General features: G+C 57.9%; 14 protein-coding genes. 3 read left to right on the plus strand and 11 right to left on the minus strand.

Annotation, left to right across the window (positions count from 1 at the left end; all coding sequences use genetic code 11):
• Window positions 1-449: 449 nt before the first annotated feature.
• The 11 genes from H0921_RS04805 to dnaK form a co-directional block, all read right to left on the minus strand.
• Window positions 450-2,144, minus strand: coding sequence for a hypothetical protein (locus H0921_RS04805; protein ID WP_194536902.1), 1,695 nt, complete (start codon window positions 2,142-2,144; stop codon window positions 450-452).
• Between the two features lie 222 nt (window positions 2,145-2,366).
• Window positions 2,367-3,938 (minus strand): type IV pilus biogenesis protein PilM, encoded by a 1,572-nt coding sequence (gene pilM, locus H0921_RS04810; protein ID WP_194536903.1) that lies wholly within the window; start codon window positions 3,936-3,938, stop codon window positions 2,367-2,369.
• A gap of 434 nt (window positions 3,939-4,372) precedes the next feature.
• Entirely contained in the window at window positions 4,373-6,010 is a 1,638-nt protein-coding gene (locus H0921_RS04815; RefSeq protein WP_194536904.1) for a type II secretion system protein GspK, read from the minus strand.
• Window positions 6,007-7,392: a type II secretion system protein GspJ gene (locus H0921_RS04820; RefSeq protein WP_194536905.1), complete on the minus strand. Its 1,386-nt coding sequence runs from the start codon at window positions 7,390-7,392 to the stop codon at window positions 6,007-6,009. The genes H0921_RS04815 and H0921_RS04820 overlap by 4 nt, the downstream gene beginning before the upstream one ends.
• Window positions 7,389-7,871 carry a type IV pilus modification PilV family protein gene (locus H0921_RS04825; protein ID WP_228499004.1) on the minus strand — a complete coding sequence of 161 codons (483 nt, stop codon included), beginning with the start codon at window positions 7,869-7,871 and terminating at the stop codon, window positions 7,389-7,391. The genes H0921_RS04820 and H0921_RS04825 overlap by 4 nt, the downstream gene beginning before the upstream one ends.
• Entirely contained in the window at window positions 7,868-8,416 is a 549-nt protein-coding gene (locus tag H0921_RS04830) for a prepilin-type N-terminal cleavage/methylation domain-containing protein (protein WP_194536907.1), read from the minus strand. The genes H0921_RS04825 and H0921_RS04830 overlap by 4 nt, the downstream gene beginning before the upstream one ends.
• A 117-nt stretch (window positions 8,417-8,533) precedes the next feature.
• On the minus strand, window positions 8,534-8,971 hold the full coding sequence (locus H0921_RS04835) for a type II secretion system protein (protein WP_194537148.1): 438 nt from the start codon (window positions 8,969-8,971) through the stop codon (window positions 8,534-8,536).
• Between the two features lie 242 nt (window positions 8,972-9,213).
• On the minus strand, window positions 9,214-10,437 hold the full coding sequence (locus tag H0921_RS04840) for a type II secretion system F family protein (RefSeq protein WP_194536908.1): 1,224 nt from the start codon (window positions 10,435-10,437) through the stop codon (window positions 9,214-9,216).
• 90 nt (window positions 10,438-10,527) lie between these two features.
• Window positions 10,528-12,360 (minus strand): GspE/PulE family protein, encoded by a 1,833-nt coding sequence (locus H0921_RS04845; RefSeq protein WP_228499006.1) that lies wholly within the window; start codon window positions 12,358-12,360, stop codon window positions 10,528-10,530.
• A gap of 315 nt (window positions 12,361-12,675) precedes the next feature.
• Entirely contained in the window at window positions 12,676-12,897 is a 222-nt protein-coding gene (iscX, locus tag H0921_RS04850) for a Fe-S cluster assembly protein IscX (RefSeq protein ID WP_194536909.1), read from the minus strand.
• 164 nt (window positions 12,898-13,061) lie between these two features.
• A complete protein-coding gene (gene dnaK, locus H0921_RS04855) occupies window positions 13,062-14,909 on the minus strand; it encodes a molecular chaperone DnaK (protein WP_194536910.1) in 1,848 nt (615 codons plus the stop codon).
• Between the two features lie 279 nt (window positions 14,910-15,188).
• Here dnaK and H0921_RS04860 point away from each other — a divergent pair, with 279 nt between their 5' ends.
• From H0921_RS04860 to H0921_RS04870, 3 genes are all read left to right on the plus strand, one after another.
• Entirely contained in the window at window positions 15,189-15,827 is a 639-nt protein-coding gene (locus tag H0921_RS04860) for an HNH endonuclease (RefSeq protein ID WP_194536911.1), read from the plus strand.
• A gap of 451 nt (window positions 15,828-16,278) precedes the next feature.
• Complete coding sequence (locus H0921_RS04865) at window positions 16,279-17,013, plus strand: TetR/AcrR family transcriptional regulator (RefSeq protein ID WP_194536912.1); 735 nt, start codon at window positions 16,279-16,281, stop codon at window positions 17,011-17,013.
• Window positions 17,014-17,196: 183 nt separating this feature from the next.
• A complete protein-coding gene (locus tag H0921_RS04870) occupies window positions 17,197-18,495 on the plus strand; it encodes an efflux RND transporter periplasmic adaptor subunit (RefSeq protein ID WP_194536913.1) in 1,299 nt (432 codons plus the stop codon).
• The last annotated feature ends 64 nt before the right edge of the window (window positions 18,496-18,559 follow it).

An 18,559-nucleotide genomic window follows, 5' to 3' on the forward strand; every position in this document is an offset into this window, starting at 1 on the left:
CCCCCCAAGATCGCTGGACTGCTGGAACGGGTCAGCGCAACCCCGGCGCGAAGTTGCACGAGATCTTTGTCACTATCCCGAAGTCTCAGTTCCCCCGTTGCACGACCACTGCCTTATTCCAGGCAGCCCGTGGCGGAGGGATAACGTCTGCTTGGGATGCAGGCAACGGCATTTTGCCGCTGCCCGGCAATTTTTAATCCCCCTCGTTTTCTGATCCTCCGTGTTATTTCTTCCCTCGGATTCGCTTGACGTTACAGCGGTGCTGAGGGTTGGCTGCCTGCCGCTGGGCGGTTGACTCTATCTTACACGGTCTTCCTATCTGACTGTGTCTTGTGCAGCTTTTGGGCTTGCCGGCCTTTGGATAGACATCCCCCTAGTCTGCATTGTACTGCCTCCCCTAGGGGTCATGGTGAGAAGCTGATGAGAAAACAGGGAGATGGGTGATTTTCCTACTGCTGATCCTCCCGCAGGCGATGGAGGACTACGGTACCGGAAGCTGCAATACGGCGGAGGATGTGATCGATTTCTTCGGCTTTCAGTCGGCCTTTGTCCAGGGCCTCTTGCAGGGACTTGCCGTGCTCCCAGCGGTAGTAGGCCGGACGAGGAATCAGGGTGGCGGGGTTGCCGGTGAGGGCAGCCAGAGGGTCCGCAGGTCCTTGGCGTGCGCCCGCACGTCCGCCGCCGAAACCGGGCCGGCCACCCCATGCGCCTCCGTTGCGCTCGTTGCCAACCTTCGCCGGGGGGTTCGGCTCGCAGAGAATGATCCCGTTTTCGTCGATGGCAATGACCCGGAATGTCCGTTGAGTAGCAGATGTCCCCTCATCCGAGATGACGAGGTAGCCCGGCGGATGGGTCCGCCGATAGTTGGCGTCCTCCTTCATTGATTTGGCAGTCCAAGGAATCTCCTTACGCACCGTGATGGTGGTATTTGTAGCGCTGATCAGATAGCGGAAGTTATTAAAGTGATCCTTAATGATGGCCTGGGCGGTACCATCTGAAGCAGTGGAAACAATCGGCAGCGTGATAAGCCAGGCAATCTCCGGCTTCGGAGGTGGAGGCGGAGTAACCGGGGCTTCCACGCTCACGCGGAAAGATTTCTTGACCTCGACCCCTTCGGAAGAGACGGCGGTGACGGTGACTGTGGAAGTTGCAGAGTCCGGTGTGTCTTCCCCCACAGGGGGCAACGTAATGGTCCAGTTCTCGGCATCCACTTGGAGAGCATCTTCTGGAATGAGCGAGCCGGTGACGCTGACGGAAATCTCCGCCTCTTCGGACCCATCCCCACTCAACCGGATTCGGACCACGTAGGGCTTGCCATCCCGCCGCATGGTGACGTCTGGTAACGGTCCGATGGCGAAAGGCACCGGTTTTCGCGGTACATAAGGCGGCAAGATGCCATAGAAGATGTCCCGCTGCACAATATAGGTGTAATTCCTCGGCGGGGAGGCGAGGACGGGTTCGGCACGGATCCACTGTAGCAAGCGGGTTTGTTCCGGGTTCTTTTGGAGTAGTTGCGGGCCGAGATTGCTAGCTACCGCAGCGACCACATTCGTCACAGGGAAAAGTGATGTCCGTGCCTTGACACCATCTACGGCGATGGCATCACTGGTCAGAGTCACCTTCAAGCCATTGCGGCTGGGGTCTCGCTCATTCCTTTCGATCTTGAGAGTGCTGATCTGGTGCAACAGATCAAGCTGGTAGTACGCGTAGAGGAAATCCACCAATTGCCAAATGTTGATGTTTTCCATGCTGATGACGAACCGGTGCTGTTTATAGGCGGGGCGTTTGGGAGCGATATCGGGGATGATGGGGGGGCGCGCCTGGACGATGCCGACGGATGAGAATTTGAAATCGCGAATGCCCGACTGCAAGAGGAGGCGTTCCAGCAATTGGGAATACTGGGCTTGGGCAATGGTATCGTCAGGGGGCAGACTTTGCCGTTGGATCAGTGCGACGGCGGGCCGGTCTTTGATCATTTGCATCAGTTGCAATTCGAGATCGTCGATGTCTTTTTCGAGCATGCGGCGCATTTGAGCCGTGTTCTGCAACGGCGTATAGATGAAAAAGTAGCCACCGACGCCGGCAATCGCGGCGCTGATCAGTCCTATCAGAGCCAAAGCGGAACGGAATTCACGGGGAGTCATGGAAGCATCGCCTGTGGGTCGTAGGGAGGTAAATCCTCGGTTTCTGTGTTACTCCCTGCAGAGAGGGATCCAGAGGACGGCCATCGGGGGTGTCTTCATCCCGATTTGCTGGAACTCCATCGCTGCTGGGGGGATTGTGTGTCTGTTCTCCATGTTTGGCGAATTACGGCATTGTGGTCAATTCGCGGTTTGTTCCTCAGTCCAACATTGAGTTAGGATCGCCTAGCGGTTTTTCCCCTTACCTTCTTTCCCGTCCTTGGTGGAAGGGGAGGGGGGATAGCCCCGGCGATCAGGGGGTGTAAACTTTTCGGGGGCGCGGGTGTACTCCTGTGGGGGCCGGGCATTGACGTTAGCCGAAATCGCGTAGTCGGAGTTGGGGGCTATCGTCGTCTGGCGGACACCGGCATAGTATTTGGCTTCACCGTAATGCAACTCGCTGTAGAGGTGAGTGGCGGCCTGGTTGTCCGGGGCCTTGAATTTCAATTCCACTTTGGCCTGGTGCGGTTGTTTTCCCGTTTTGCTATCTGGGGGAATGGCGCTGGCTAGGAATTGGGTGGCATGAACTCCTTTACCGTGGGGGAAGCGATCGCTCCAGTCGTAAAGCTCGTCGAGCCAGTTCACGCCGCGGGCCTGCCATTTTCGGACGGCGTCCAGGCGCTTGGCATCCGGTTCCAACAGTTTGACTTCGTTTTCCAGGTCCTGTTTACGACGTTGAAGCTGGACGATTTCTCGCTCGGCATCGTGGACCTTCCAGTAACCGAAGACACCACCGAGGAAGAGGAGCAGAGCAGCGAGGCTGGCCACAGCAACGAGGCGGACTTTGTAGGGATCGCGGCTTGATTGCGGTTGGCGCGGCTGGACGAAATTGATGGCGAGGGAACGGGAAGCCTGGGCCACGAGTAAGCCGACCAAGGCGGCGCAGCGGCCCCGCAGACTTTGATGCAATTCGAGCACGAATCCCTGTAGGGGATCATGGGCATGCACGGGTAGAGGCAGGGCGGCGCGCAGGCGAGGAGCGTATCGGCCATCCGCTTCGTAGACATGCAAGGCACCTAGGGGATATTGAGAGCCTACGCTAGTGTAGAGGGTCAGATTTCGACGAACTTCTGCAAGCAAAGTGCTTTCGGAGGCGAAGACGGGGGCGGGTAGGTCCCGGGTGAACTGGACTTCCCCATTGCGGACTACTGTAAACTCCCCCCCGACGGGGCTGAGGAGCAAGGTCGCAACGGCAGCGCCTGGAGTTTCCGGCTGAGGAGCCAAGCCGTTGGCCTGGGCACGTCCCAATTCTGCCGCTACGGCATAAGGCCGTGGCGTGACGGCAAGCAGTTTTAGACCCGCTGCCGAACACATCTTCTGAATGGCGCTGAGCAGGTCCTTACGAAGGATCACTGCCATGCTTCGCCGTTCACCTTCGGGGACGCCATTGGACAGCGGCGTGTAGTCGATTACCACATCGTCGGGAGATTCCGACAGCTCGCGGATGGCTTGATATTTGACCACGTTGGGTTCGTCAGTGGGCGGGACGGCGGGATAGCGCAGCTCTTTGAGGATGACCCGTCCCCGGCCGACTGCCACCAATACAGGAGCGGGAGCGATCCCCGCGTCCTTGAGCCTTTGACGGAGTTGCTCTCCAAGGGCCGTAGCGGTGTCAAGTGTCAAGGGGGGAGGGGGAGTACCCTCCGCTTCGGTCCACGTGAGCACTTGATCAACGCGGACTTGCCCAAGTCGGCTAACGCTTCCCGCTGCCAACAGAATCCCATCTGGCGTCAAATCGAGTGCAAGATAACGAGCCACGGTCAAGGTCTCTCGCAAAAGGGTGATTGGTGTCAATCCATTATTTACACGTCAGGCGTTCCTGTTATAGGTTCGGGGGCTGGTTTCCATGTTGTGGGATCGTTCACAAGTTTTGTCACCTTCCCTTTCGCACGTATGTAAGCTCCAACGGTCGGATTCCAGACTCCCCTTTGCACGCCGGCGAGGCACGACTCCAGCCCTTAGGGTGATTCTTACCCGTGGCACAATAGGGCGGGAGATGCCCTGAGCATGTTTTTTCTTCGCCCAAGATGTTTGGAGGAAACAAAGATGCCAGGGAACACAACTATAGCGATTGTGTGTAAGGGATAGACTGTGTCCAGAGGACAGCATTCGCTGACGCGGCAGTGCAGGGGGGGAATGGACCGGGTAATGGGTCAGGGTCATGATCGCATTCATATCGACAGGTACCATCACTAAGGATTAATGCTCCGCTGGGGGGAATAAGCGCGGGGTTGGTCCAAATCGCCCAAGTCGCGGAAGTAGAGAATCCGGGGGGCGCCGAGATTGCTGTCAATGACGGCTTCCACCCGTGCGGTGGGACCGCCCTCGGCGAAGTAGCCAACGACCTCGACCCTGTACACCATACTGGTGCCGGTAATGAGTCGTTCCAGATTCCGGAATTTGCTCACCGACAAGCCGGCTTCGGTCAGGAGCCAAGCCCCCGTCATCGCTTCCAAAGAAAAAGGCACGATGTTGTCGCGCACGGCCAAGATGTTATCCACGTCGGTTTCCGTCAGGCCGGGTAATCCTAGTAGGGCTTCCCGTGAAGCAGTGTTGACATTGAGACGTGGGATCATCTCCACCGCTTCGCGCGTTGAAATCTTGTCGAGAAGAACGGGGAGTAACTCAGCCCGGCGGGCCGGATCGTTCAGGGGCGAGAAATAGACGAGGGATTGAGGAGGATTCGAGCGGCTGTTGCGCTGCAAGACGATACCCGTATTGATCAAGTCCAGGACCGAATTGATCGCCCGCCCACTGGTGGCAATTGTGGCCAAACGGGCTTCGACCGCAGAGATCAAGTCCTCAGCGCCGACCGGTACGTACACTTCCTGTTGTTGTTTACCCATTCCCATTCCCCTGCCCATCCCTTTGTTTTGGGACTGAATTTGGCCGTCGTCTGTGACGCGGAGCAGGTTATTCGATCCGAAGATTTTGACAGCGACAATGTAGGCGGCCATGTCTGCGTCGAGGCCGGAATTGAGCAGGGCTTGATAGATGCCGACGATGTCGTCCCCGTTAATCCAAATGCGGAGAATCCCGGAGGAATCGACATTGACTTCGCGGCCATAGACAGTCAGGTAGTCGCTCCAGCCCCGATCCACCCACCCGGCATTTTCGTCATCGATACCGTTGCGGTTGCGGTCGGTGCCGTAGAGCAATTGGGGTGTGACACCTTTGACCAGAAGCAGTTCATCGAGAGTATTGAGGGGGCCGTTTTTGGCCGAGTAAGGCTGGGCCAGGCCGCGGTAGTAAGCACTCTCGGCACCATTGGGGCGGGTGTCTTCGTTGCTGTCCACCCAGTCTACGATGGCGTCCGCAATCTCTGGCGTCATGTTGGGCAGCTTGAGCAACGCGTTGTAGAGCGTCTCACCGGTGGGATCGAGCGCAATTAGAGCATTGATGTTGATTTTACCTCCTTCATCTGCCAGTCCGAAGCGCTGTTGATACCCCCCTCCCGTTAGCGGAGCCACATGGATGATGGAAAAGTAAGCTTGTTTACCGCTAGGGTTGGTGGGATCGAGCGGGACGGGAATATCCTGGAAGTAGGCGGGATTGTCATAGGGGTTGCCTACATCGAGAGCCAGCAACTCGGGGTCGGCCAATAACGCTGCTGCGTAGTGAACGCCAGAGGCGGCAGCGGCACGTACTTGAGCATAATCCGCACTGCGCACCCCGGCTCGCAATTCGGACACCATCGCATCGCTGAAGCGGTAGGCGACGAGAGATAACACCAGGATCACTATGAGCACCGCGATCAGAACGTATCCCGGTCGCGGATCGCGGCCGATCCCGCGCAGCCGACCTTGGTTTCCTAAGGGATGAGGTGTCATCGTCCACCTCCGCCGAAGCCGCCGCGTCCGCCGCTGATTCCACCTCCTGAACCCCCGCCCATCCCGCCTGCTCCCCCTCCTCCAATGCCCCCTCCGCCGCCTCCGATGCTCCCTCTTCCTCCCGCTCCTCCGCCGCTTCCACCGCCGGAGCCACCGACGCCGCCTTTCCCTCCACCTATGCCGCTTCGTCCTCCGCCGCTTCCACCGCCAGAGCCGCCGACACCGCCTTTCCCTCCGCCGATATTGCTGCCTCCGCTTTTGCCAGTACCTCCAGTACCGCCAGTGCCACCGCTGGTTTCTGTTCCTGTGGTATCGCCACCGCTGCCATCATCCGGTTTTGACTCGACTCCTGAAGGTACGACAGGATCGATCAATGACACAGTGGCGTGGCCAGGGGCTGTCCGGATCGGAATGATTTGGCTGACAGTGCGGTAGATTGGCTCCTGGGGACGCTGGGGGTCCGTCAATTCAAAGGTCAGGGTGACTCGTACCGCCCGTGGTGGACCAGCGATGCCGCTTCCCGTGGCGCTCATGCCGGAACCATCCCACGTGGTGCTCCAGGCGGTGCCGTCGTAGTATTCGAACTGAACGTCCACGATATGGTCGGCCACAAGAGCGGCCTCTTCGTTTTCCCGGTTCGGGTAGGTCGAATTCCCGATCTGATCTGCGGTGACCCACGGCCGCTCCTCCCGACACAATCCTCCCGTGGCGCTGCGCCAGTACACGATGCGCCGTAGATCGGAGGATTGCTGACTTTCCGCCACGGCGGTGCCAAGAAGCACGCCCGGTGTGCTCAGCGATGGGGGAACTTGGCTGGCAAAAATCACGAGGCGGGGGGGATCATCATCGTAACCGTAGATGCCGGCGTGGAACGGCAGGGTCGGCGCAGGCGCGGAAGACGTGGTCGTACCCGTCATGGTGGGGTCCACCATCCCGGTGTTCGAGTCCCCGCCGCCTGTATCGGTGCTGCCGCTGGTATCTCCGGTGGTGCCGCTGCCGTCGGTTGTCCCGCTGGTTCCGCCACTACTGAGGCTAGTTCCGCTGGCGCTACTGAGAGCTTTGGGCGGCAAGGGTCCAAGCGTCTGCGCCAAATCCAAGGCAATGCGGTTGAACACCCCGCGTGCCAGGTCTTCCGTCTGAGCCATTTCCCGGCTGATCTGGGTTTGAGCCAGCGTCATGTGGAAAGCCAAGTACAAGCCGCCGAGAAGGAACGAGCCGATAAGAGTCGCTACGAGCAATTCCAGCAAGGTGTAAGCACACCGTTGCTTCCTGGGGACGGGAACCGCGCCAATTCTCCGAGCGAGCAAACGCCAGTTTTCGCCTGAGAAGGGGAGGGGCACAAGCGGGTAAGAATGGGCCGGCACGATGGCAAACTGTCTCATGAACCACCTCCCATCGAGGAACCGCTGGCGGGATCGGGTCGCGTGGCTTCACCCGCCGTTCCCCACACGCTGGGGTCCAGCATCAATTGACTCAGGGTGATCGTGACGGTTTGTCCCTTGACCTCTCGGCTGACACTCACACTGACCAGATACAGATTCGGGATGTCATAGTTCTGGACGGTTAGGGTCCAGCTCCAGTTGGCATCGTCTCCGTCAAAGGTGCCGCTGCTGCTTTCCAGGGGGATCGCTCCGCATTCGACTTCGGCCAGTTTGGCCTGGGCTAATCGTGTTCCGCGGCTCTGGTGGCGTGCTTCCAGCTCCAGATCGGCTCCCATGTCCACCAAGCGGGCGATCGCCACTAGGGCGGTGAGGAAGATGGCCAGGGCCAGAAGCACTTCAATCAAGGACAGGCCAGCTCGTTTCCTCCCCCTGAGACGAGGTTGCAAGATTTCACAGGTTCTCGTGGCTGCGGACTTCATGGCCGCCCCCCGCCAGCAGCAGCACCCGGCGGAGTCCGCACCACCGCTGCTGTGCCGGTAATCCCGCGTATCCGTACATAAATGGGGGACTGATTCCCTTCACGTACCTCAACGAGCACCTGATCTTCCTTGCAGGTGCCGTCCGGCTTGAGCGTGGCGATGGTGATCCAATCTCCCTCCTGCACGACTTCGGAGTCCCCGTCCGTTAGGACATGGACGGTGGCTTTGTCCAGTCGGTCCTCGGTGACGCTGGCGTTGAAGGCGGGGGGATCATCTGCTGGCAAAGCGGCAAACTCCGTCCCGTCCGGCGCGACACGTAGACGGCTGCCGTCACTGGAAACAGCCACACGATACCACTGCCCCCGTTCCATGGCCTTGGCACGTGCATCCGCAATGCGTGCTCGAACCAAATCGGCGGCTGCCTTCTGACGGGTGTTGGCGTAATTCCCCTCCAGCGTCAGTGTAACTGCCATTCCCAGGATGAGAATGACAGCCAGTACGACCAGCAACTCCAGGAGAGTGTAACCCTTGCGAGGGATTACCATAGTTTTTCTTCCGGCACGAGCAGATACGGTCAGGCGAAGGAACCGCGCAGCCTTGGCTGGCACATTTTCCGAGGTCGTTTTCCCGGACGTTTTCCCTCGGTGTGAATAACACTCGTTTTAGCGCAGCGGCCATTGGAGCGGCGGTTTGTTTATGTTGTGCTGGGGACAGAAGACCACGGGCCGCTCCTTGTAATTCCCCTCCACTTCATCTGTCGTTCGAACCAGTTGCCAGTAATACCGTGTGCCCCAAGGGGAAATCAGGCCTTGCGTTCCCTGTTCCAGATAGGGGGCGATGAGGGCAAGTCCCTGCTCCCCTTCCGGCGGCCACTCGCCATGCTTGAGATAGTACGTCTTGAGCGCTTGTTCGATCGCCCGCATGTCGTTTTGAGCACGCCCCTCTTTCGCCTCCTCAAGATAGCGGAAGAGGGCAATGCTGGCGGCCGAGGCCAGAATCACCAGAATGGCCACCACGATAAGTACTTCCAAAAGTGTGAAAGCTCCGCGAAGGTGGTGTCTTCGATTCGTGATGTCTCGCGTCACCGTGCGTAGCACCATGATTGGGGTCTCCTGTCAGACGGAACGTTGCCAATTCCGTGGTACCACCGCTTGGAAGCGGAAGTAGACCACAGCCGGCTTGAACCTCATCCTTACATACCCGTTATAGCGGTCAGGGGTTTAATCAATTATGAGAATTGCAGGCGAAGGGAGCGAACAGCGGTCTTGGATTCCGGCCAACCCAAGTGTCTGGTCAGCTTGGTAAGGGGAGGGAGCCGACGATAGTTCCCTACTGCGATTTTTCAGCCCACCGTGCTGCCCATCTTGAAGACCGGCAGAAGCAGACCCATGACGATGAGCAACGTTACCCCGGCCATGACCAAGAGCATGATTGGTTCAAGCAATTTGACCATCAATTCCAGATTGCGGCTGGTGCGCTTTTCCAAACCATCGGCAATATCCACGAGCACCGTTTCTAGGCTGTTGGATTCCTCAGCGATGGTAATCATTTCGACGACATCGGGGGGAAAATAACCGCAGCGCCGCAGAGGATCGGCTAGTTTTTGGCCTGCAGTGACGTTTTCCGCGCTTTTTTCGATCGCTTGAGCCAACACGCGGTTGCCCGTCGAGTCCTTAGCAATGTTCAAGGCTTTGAGAATCGGAATACCGTTGTGCAGCAGCGTTCCCAGAATCCGGCAGAAGCGGGACAGCGCGAGAGAAAGAAAGATCGGTCCGAAAAGTGGCAGGCGGACTTTGAGACGGTCCACGATCAGGCGCCCATTTTCTGTCTTGGCCCAACGGCGGAATAGCACTAAAGCGGTCAGCGCCACGCCGAGCACGAGCCACCAGTAATTTTGCAGGAAATGACTGAAGGCCATCAAATACACCGTCAAAGTGGGGAGTTCCCCTTTTTCTTCGAGCTTTTCAAAAATTTTCGCGAACTTGGGAACGAAGAAGATGACCAGGATGTTGAGGACAGCAAAGCCGGCGACCGCCAGGAACACCGGATAGGCCAGCGCGCCGACGACTTTGGCTTTGAGATCCTCCTGATGTTCCACGAAATTGGCGATGCGCTTGAGGACGTCCTCTAGGAAACCACCCTCTTGGCCAGCCCGGACCATACCCACGACCAACTCGCTGAAGACACGGGGGTGAAAGGCCATAGCTTGCGCCAGTCCTGTGCCATCGGCTACCCGGCTGCGCACATCCCGGATCACAGCCTGGAGCGTGGGATTGGTGCTCTGCTTTTCCAATAGCTCTAGGGAGCGGAGCAGCGGCACGCCGGAACGGAGGAGGTCCGCCATTTGAGAATAGAAGGCCGCCAGTTGCCGCCCTTTGACCCGCCGTGCCCAAAGCCCGCCCGTACTCCCCGGACCAGTCGCTTGAGTTTTGGCCAGAGCGATGCGCAGGGGAAATAGACCCCGGCTATCCAGAATTGCAGCCACTTCCCGCTCGCTGTTGGCTGTCACAATTCCTGTAGCCTTACTGCCGGTCCGGGCTAATGCTTCATAAGTGAAATCAGGCATGGCAGTCTTCGCGGAATCGGTTCATCAATGCACTAGACGGGCGGAAGCGCTAGATACCTCCACCAGGGGTTCCTAGCTTATCGGCTCAGCTCAGGATATATCTCCTGCGGTGGTTCGGGCTACCTCATCGATGGTAGTCAAACCTTTGAGCACTTTCCGCCAGCCATCCTGGCGCAGAGTGATCATACCGGCTTTGAGGGCTTCCAACCGGATGACGCCGGCGTTGACCCGCTGCGTGATCAAGTCGCGGATCACGTCATTGGTGACGAGCAGCTCGAAGATGCCGCTACGCCCCCGATAGCCTGTTTGGCGGCAGGAGCGGCACCCCGTGCCCTTCCACAATGGCACAGGACCGTCACCGGCATATTGGGTGGCAGCTTCGTATTCTTGGAGTATCTTCGCCAAAGCCGGGGGGAGATTCACCAAGGCAGATAGACCCGTGTTGCTCTTTTTGCGCAGTGGGAAATCGAGCGGCAATTCCTCCACCGGAAGAGTCGCTACGGTCTTGCAATCCGGACAGATGGTCCGCACCAGCCGCTGAGCCATCACGCCTTCCACGGTGGAAGAGACCAGGAATGGCTCCACTCCCATATCAATCAGGCGGGTGAAGGCGCTGGGGGCGTCGTTGGTGTGCAACGTGCTGAAGACCATGTGCCCGGTCAGCGAGGCGTGGATCGCCATTTCCGCAGTTTCCAGGTCGCGAATTTCGCCAACAAGGATCACATCCGGGTCATGGCGCAGGATCGCGCGCAAGGCGTTAGCAAACGTTAGCCCGATCTTGGGATGGGTCTGAATCTGACTGATCCCGACCTGATTGTATTCCACCGGGTCTTCAACGGTGATGATCTTGAGGGTTTCATCTTTGATTTCATTGAGGGCAGAGTACAGGGTCGTGGATTTACCGGAGCCGGTGGGACCCGTGACCAGAACGATCCCGTGGGGGCGATCGATTAGTTGCTTGAAGGTGTGATAGGTGTCTGGCAGCATGCCCACGGCGGCCAGGTTGAACTCCATGCGTCCTTTGTCCAACAGACGCAAGCAGACTCCTTCGCCGTGGATCATAGGGATGATCGAGACGCGCACGTCGATTTCCCGGCCTTGAACTTTCATCTTGATGCGGCCATCTTGCGGCAGCCGCTTTTCCGCGATGTTGAGCCGGGCCATGATCTTGATACGGCTGATGATGGCAGCGGCAAAACGATTGATTTCCGGGGGCAGATTTTGCTCTTGCAACAGACCGTCGATGCGGTACCGGATGCGTAGGCCGTGCTCTTCCGTTTCGATGTGAATGTCGCTGGCCCGTTCGTTGGCGGCTTCGATGAGAATCTGATTGACCAGGCGCACCACCGACGCTTCCTGAGCCTGTTTGGCCATCTCGCTGTCGTCGGCTTCCAACGCCTCCAGAAACTCAATTTCCTCCTGTCTGTCCTTAGCTTCTTCAGCTAAAGCGGCGACCGTGTCCCCACCCACGCCGAAGTATTGCTTGATCAACCGAGCAATTTCCCGCGGCGGAGCCAGTACCGGCAGAACGTGCAACCCCGTCAGTGTCTGAAATTCGTCGATGGCGTAGGCATCGAACGGATCGCCGGTGGCGACAATCAGCGTGCCATTATGCCGGCTGAGGGGCATGAGATTTTTGCGGTGAACCAGGCGTTGCGGCATCTGCTCCAGCAAGCTGCGGTCCACCTGTACCTTGCCTAGGTCCACCAGTTCCAAGCCCAATTCCTCTGCCAAGACCGGCAAAAGAGTTTCTTCCTTCAGGAAGCCTTTGTCGATGAGCACTTGGTGCGGAGGGTAGTCTGGCGCAGCGGCCAAGGCTTCCGCCGCACGCCGGAGGTTCTCTTCACTGAGCATGCCCCGCCGGCTGAGCATGGCCAATAATTGATGTTGGCTGGCGCTGGAGGACATCACACTGCTAGACATGTTACCCTCAAACTCACGCTCTTCCGCGTCCGAGAAGCCGATTGTCACTGCCGACTTGGGCCGATCCCGGCCCGTTTGCGAATCCCATCTCCGAAGACAACTGCCATCCCGGCTGGGGTGACCCTCTGCCGTCGCGGTTATTCCGCATCTTCCCCCTCGAAACGCTGGGGCTGTCTTTCAGGAATATACCGCTAGCGTCTCGCAAGCGTTTCACAACTTCTCATCTTTTCACGATTTTATTCCCTGAAAGATGAGAACTTGCTGAAACACTTGCCGATTGAGGATAAGCGGTAGACGTTCGCCCCATTCCGGAGATCATTTCTTATCTTGGTCACCGTACTCTTCCAGCCATTCCTCGTACCAGGCCATCTGAATAGCTTCGAGGAGCTTTTCGTTGGACTCGTGGGGCTTCCCTTCAAACCCTTCGAGGTTGAGAACGAACTTGTGCAAGTCGGTGAAGCGGACGGTCAGAGGATTGAGCGTATCATATTGCTCGAACAGAAGGCGTCCGATCTCTCGTGCATCGGTCCAAGTCATGGCTACGTCCTCCGGTTTGGGGTGTGCTGCCTTTGTGTGGGATGAGGTTTGTCACGGCATAGGGATGTACCAGATGAGGCCTTGGGTGCTCTCCACAATCCATGCTCAACCACGTTTTACCGGCGCTCGGTCGGTTCTTCTTCCCAGGGTGAGTGGGCTATCTCTCACAGTTTGCTGGGATCAAGTGATTGTTCGGTTTTGCCGGCGACAGCGCGGCGCAGGACCTCGTTCATGAGGATTTCCGCCAGGGGTTGCGTGGCTTGGTTGAACGTGTCGAGGGCATTCTGGAGTTGGGCGAGATCGTTTTGGGTCAAGGCGTTTTGCAGAGTTTGAATGGCGGCGTCGATGGCCTGGCGTTGTTGCGGCGCGAGTTGATCTCCTGCCTGAGCGAGGGCTTTGGCGGTGTGGCGCAGGTCCGCTTCGGCCTTGTTCCGGAGTTCGATCAGGCGTCGGGCGGTAAAGTCCTCCTCCGCATGCTCGATGCTTTCCAAGACCAGTAGTTCGACTTCCTCGCGAGTCAGGCCGTGAGCAGGTTGCACGGTCACTTGGGCTTGCACGCCACTACGCTGTTCCTTAGCGGTGACGGTCAGCAGGCCATTGTGATCCACCAGGAAGGTTACATCGACCTGCGGGAATTGAGCCGGCATCGGCGGAATGCCGGAGAGCTTGAAGGTGCCCAGAAAACGGCAGTCCTTGGTCAATTCCCGTTCCCCCTGGTAGATATTCAGCACGATTGCTGTTTGGTTATCAACAAAAGTGGTGTAGCGCGTAGTAGCCCGGCAGGGGACGGTTGTGTTCCGATGGATGACCTTGTCCACGACTCCACCGAGCGTTTCGATCCCTAAGGATAACGGTACCACATCCAGCAAGAGCATGTCGCGCCGGCCGCTGGTCAAGATATCCGCCTGAATGGCGGCACCCAATGCGACCACCTCGTCGGGGTTGAGTTCCGTATGGGGGGTCTTGCCGAAGAATTCCGCCACACGGCGGCGAACATAGGGGATGCGAGTGGACCCGCCCACCAGGACCACTTCATCGATTTGCTGCGGGGTGAGTTGGGCGTCCCGGAGTGCGGCTTGGCAGCATTCCAGGGACCGATCAATAAAGGGGCGGAGCAAATCTTCTAGCTCCTGGCGCGAGAACTGTCGTTCCACGTGCACCGCCGGCCGCTTCTCGTTGGAGGGGAGATGCAAGCGCAACGTTGCTGTAAGCTGAGTGGATAGGGCGATTTTGGTAGCCTCAGCCGCATCTCGGAGATATTGCAGCCGTTCTGGGTCTCGGTGGGTCAAGTCCCAATTCTGTTCCCGTGCGACGACTTCCATAATGGCCCGATCAAAGTCATCGCCTCCTAGAAAAGTATCGCCATGAGTGGCAAGCACCTGGAACACCCCATCTGCCAGTTGCAGGATGGAGCAGTCGAAGGTGCCGCCACCGAGGTCATACACGGCAATGGTCCCTTGGCGGCGCTGGTGCAAGCCATAGGCCAAGGCGGCCGCTGTCGGCTCATTGACAATTCGCAGAACATCCAGTCCGGCGATCCGTCCTGCATCGCGGGTTGCTTGCCGTTGGGTGTCGTCAAAGTAGGCCGGTACGGTGATCACGGCTTGGGTCGGATTGCCAGCTCGCTGGCGTACTTCCCGCAGGATCATCGCCGACAGTTCCTCCGGCGTGTACTCCCGCCCGGCAATACGCACGTGAAGGACTTTGCGGCCTTCTGCGGTTTCCCGTTCGATAATCTGATGGGGGATAAGTTGCAATTCTTTTTTCAAGTCCGCTAAAGTCCGCCCCATGAGGCGTTTGACACTGAAGATGGTATGTTCCGGGTCCGAAAGAGCACGGGCTTTAGCAGCGGAGCCGACCAGGACGCTTCCATCCTCGAAAAAGCTGATACAACTCGGGATGAGTGCCACACCTTGGGCATCCCGAACCACCACGGGCCGGCCGCCCTCCATGTACGCAGCCAAGCTGTAGGTGGTTCCCAAATCGATCCCGACGACCTTGGGTGAAGTCATAAGGTTCCTTCCAGTGCGGTTTTACTTTCACGAAACTTATTTACGAACCAATATGTTACGGATATTGGTCCAACACGGGCCGTGGCCCTTCCTCTACGGGTATAGGGACAGGTGCCCCGACCGTGCCGTTTCCCGTTGATGAATTTTAGGCAAGTTTTGGCCGGAGAATGGTAGCGGGACTTGAAATCGGCGGTAAGATGATGACAAATGCAGATACTTTTTGCCGGGGAGGTTAGGAGGTGTGCTCCTGTCCCCTCCCCGTGCAGGGGTGCTCCCACCATGAATGTTCCGCCCCACTCGGCGCTGGACGCGAGTGTGCTCGTGCTCAACCGGATGTTCGTCGCTGTCCACATTATCTCCGTCCGCCGAGCCTTCTGCCTGCTCTGTAAGAACCTCGCCGAGGTGGTTCATGTTGAGGAAGGCGGGTATTTTAGCACCTACGACTTCGAGTCTTGGGCGGAATTGAGCGCCTTTCGAGCGGCCCACTTCCGTAGTGAGGATGAAGACTGGATCCGCACGCCTTCGCGGGAGTTGCAAGTGCCGCGAGTCATCCGCCTGCTACGCTATGACAAAATGCCCAAGCAGACGGTCAAATTCAATCGGCGAAACATCTTTGCGCGAGACAACAACCAGTGCCAGTACTGCGGGCGAAAGTTTCCCACTCAGGAGTTGAGCCTGGACCACGTCATCCCACGCAGCCAAGGCGGACAGACGACCTGGGAGAACATCGTCTGTGCCTGCTTGGAGTGCAATGTCCGTAAGGGAGGGCGTACTCCCAAACAGGCCGGCATGACCCTGATCCGCAAGCCGGAGAAACCCAAACGCAATCCGATCCTCAGCCTCAAACTGACCCAGAAAAAGTACAGTGCCTGGCAAAACTTCCTCAATGAGGCTTACTGGAACGTGGAGCTGAAGTAAACCCGAACTTTACCCTCCGCCAAGCCACATTGGATCAGTCAAGGAAGCATCCGGAAAGTCCAACTCCGATGAGGTTGCCATAGCGACAACCTCCTGGCGCTCTTCCTGAAATTTGTTACTCGCATAATGCCCCAAATAGAGTTGGGCGCCATTTCATCTCCCTCTCCAACTCGGCCTGCAAGACTTGAGGCTTACCTGCAAGCGAGTTTGTAACCCGCCGATGGGGGAGGGAAGGGGCTTGTCGCCGATTGCACAAGCGTCTAGAATTAGTTGACGGACTAGTCCGGAAAATAATTGGACGAGGTTGGAGTACTCGGACTATTTATGGGGTAACGCTAAGTGATCGCAAGGCTTTTCCAAAGCTATTTTTATGTAAGCTTATGTGTGAAAATAACTTGCGATTGAAAAAGGAGAAGAATCTTGGTCACCTGATGGAAGGGGAGGGGAGAGGATGAGTCACGGCGAGGGTCAGGAAACGAAGCCAAGTAAGTCCCCAAGTTCAGGGGAAGAGCGAGTTGGGCCGGGACGCCCCAAAGACCCCAACTTAGAGGCACGCCGGAAAGCCCAGATTCTGGACGTGGCAGCTCGGGTCTTCGCCTCCCATGGCTTTGCCAACACGACCGTGCAAACCATTGCGAATTACATCGGAGTGGGAAACGGAACGGTGTACCGTTACTTTCCAACTAAGGATCAGCTCTTTCTGGCAGCAGTAGAGCGGGGACTGCAAGAGCTGACCACGGAGATGGATCGGGTGGTCCAGCAACCCGGCGACCCTTTGCAAGTGCTGCGGGAAGCCATCCGCACTTACTTGTACTTCTTTCACCGCCGTCCGGAAATGGCGGAATTATTCATTCAGGAACGGGCGGCTTTTCCGCAGCATCACCGCCCCTTGTACTTCGCGGCTCAATGTGACGATGAGAAGTTCCGCAAACATCAGGAGTTTTACCACCGGCTGCTGGCCACAGGTCGCATTCGTCCGGTTCCGTTCGAGCAACTTTTCGCTACGGTCGGGGACCTTCTCTACGGCACGATCCTAACCAATTTGTTATCCGGTCGGCCAGTGGATCCGGACGCCCAGGCAGATGCGATCACTGACCTCATCCTCTATGGCTTGTTACGCCGTCCCGACCTGGCGGATGTGCCGTCCGTTGTGGCGTCTGCAGGAAGTCCGCCTCAAGGTGGGTGATGTGCGAAAGACCCGTCCGATCCGCTTTTGGAACCTGTGGGAACTCTCCAATACCAGAACGCTGAGATCACAAGACATGCCTTTCATGAGAAGTGATAGGGAAGAATGCAGAAGGCATCGGGCTAAACAAAAACAGGCAGCACGGAATGGTATCGGAAATGGTCATCATCCTGGGGAGCAACGATGGCGAGAACCGAGACGGCGGGTATCAGGGTCATCTACGACGGCAGAAGATGGGGAATTTTGTTGGCTGCTGTAGGATTGCTGGGTTGCCAGAAGGCAGCGACTTCTCACGTTCCTACAGGTCAAGACCTGCCCATTCCGGTTCAGACCGTCCTGGTGAAGCAACGGACTCTGACCCGCGGCATCACGGTGATGGGGACGTTGAACGCTTACGAAGAGATGCCGCTCGCAGCCAAGGTCGATGGCCGCGTGGTCTCCATTCACCATGACGTGGGGGACCGCGTTGTTCCGGGAGCAGTACTGATGGAGTTAGATGCGACGGATTACCGCTTGGCCGTGGCGCAGGCTCGTGCGGCGTATGAGGGTGAGTTGCAGCGGTTAAAACTCCGGCGACTCCCTGAATCGGTGGCTGAGTTTGAGCGTCACTTGAGCACTATTGACACAGTGGCCCAAGCGCGGGCGAATTGGGAACTAGCCGAGAAGGAATTGGTCCGTGCTGAGTTGGAGGCCGAACGAGGGGTAGGTTCGCAACAGGCTTTGGATGCAGCACGGGCCAAGGTCAAAGCAGCGCGGGCCGCTGTGGAACTGGCCGAAACTGAAGCCCGCGTGCTGTGGGCCAATGCTCGCCGCCTCAAAGCGGTCCTAGAAGAAGCGGAGCAGCGTTGGGAAGATACTCGTTTGCGAGTACCGACGCCACCCTTGTGGTTGGCCTGGTCTGCCCTGCTCGGTCCCGCAGGCAACCCCATACGGCTAGCGGTCGCTCAACGTTCGGTTGGTTTAGGAGAAATGGTGCGGGCCATGCCTGTGACCGTGGCCTATCGCTTGGTGCTCGATCAAATCCTGAAATTACGGGTGGCAGTGCCGGAAAAGTATCGCCCTCAGGTGGCTGTGGGAGATCGTGTTGAGTTGCAGGTGGAGGCTTGGCCGCAGCGGCGTTTTGCCGGGCATGTCCGCCGCATTGCTCCCGTAGTAGACGCCAGTACGCGCACCTTTCAGGTCGAAATCGAAGTTCCCAATTTCGACGGCGCTCTCAGTGCAGGTGGGTTTGCTCAGGCCCGCATCCTCTCTCCGATCCCAGATACGATCCTGACGGTTCCGCCAGAGGCTATCGTCAGTTTTGCGGGCGTCCACAAGGTGTTTGTAGTGCGGGACCATACGGCCCGAAGCGTCACCGTGGAATTAGGGATCCGCGAGAAAGGCTGGGTGGAAGTGCGCGGAGCACTGCAAGCCGGCGAAGAAGTGGTGGTCAGCGGCCAGTTACGCCTAGTCGATGGCAGTTCCATCCGCCGCAAAGAGTGACGCCCCCCTGACACACCTGCTTCCATCCCGGACTGTTCGAGGATAACAGATGACACTCTGGGAG

This window comes from Thermogemmata fonticola (assembly GCF_013694095.1).
In the GTDB taxonomy this organism is placed as follows: Bacteria; Planctomycetota; Planctomycetia; order Gemmatales; family Gemmataceae; genus Thermogemmata; species Thermogemmata fonticola.

What these genes read in the sequence shown, in the direction of transcription:
- H0921_RS04805 (WP_194536902.1), bottom strand. Translation starts at nt 2,144, where the DNA reads ATGACTCCCCGTGAATTCCGTTCCGCTTTGGCTCTGATAGGACTGATC.
- H0921_RS04815 (WP_194536904.1), bottom strand. Translation starts at nt 6,010, where the DNA reads ATGACACCTCATCCCTTAGGAAACCAAGGTCGGCTGCGCGGGATCGGC.
- H0921_RS04820 (WP_194536905.1), bottom strand. Translation starts at nt 7,392, where the DNA reads ATGAGACAGTTTGCCATCGTGCCGGCCCATTCTTACCCGCTTGTGCCC.
- H0921_RS04825 (WP_228499004.1), bottom strand. Translation starts at nt 7,871, where the DNA reads ATGAAGTCCGCAGCCACGAGAACCTGTGAAATCTTGCAACCTCGTCTC.
- H0921_RS04830 (WP_194536907.1), bottom strand. Translation starts at nt 8,416, where the DNA reads ATGGTAATCCCTCGCAAGGGTTACACTCTCCTGGAGTTGCTGGTCGTA.
- H0921_RS04835 (WP_194537148.1), bottom strand. Translation starts at nt 8,971, where the DNA reads ATGGTGCTACGCACGGTGACGCGAGACATCACGAATCGAAGACACCAC.
- H0921_RS04840 (WP_194536908.1), bottom strand. Translation starts at nt 10,437, where the DNA reads ATGCCTGATTTCACTTATGAAGCATTAGCCCGGACCGGCAGTAAGGCT.
- H0921_RS04845 (WP_228499006.1), bottom strand. Translation starts at nt 12,360, where the DNA reads ATGTCTAGCAGTGTGATGTCCTCCAGCGCCAGCCAACATCAATTATTG.
- iscX (WP_194536909.1), bottom strand. Translation starts at nt 12,897, where the DNA reads ATGACTTGGACCGATGCACGAGAGATCGGACGCCTTCTGTTCGAGCAA.
- dnaK (WP_194536910.1), bottom strand. Translation starts at nt 14,909, where the DNA reads ATGACTTCACCCAAGGTCGTCGGGATCGATTTGGGAACCACCTACAGC.
- H0921_RS04860 (WP_194536911.1), top strand. Translation starts at nt 15,189, where the DNA reads ATGAATGTTCCGCCCCACTCGGCGCTGGACGCGAGTGTGCTCGTGCTC.
- H0921_RS04865 (WP_194536912.1), top strand. Translation starts at nt 16,279, where the DNA reads ATGAGTCACGGCGAGGGTCAGGAAACGAAGCCAAGTAAGTCCCCAAGT.
- H0921_RS04870 (WP_194536913.1), top strand. Translation starts at nt 17,197, where the DNA reads ATGGCGAGAACCGAGACGGCGGGTATCAGGGTCATCTACGACGGCAGA.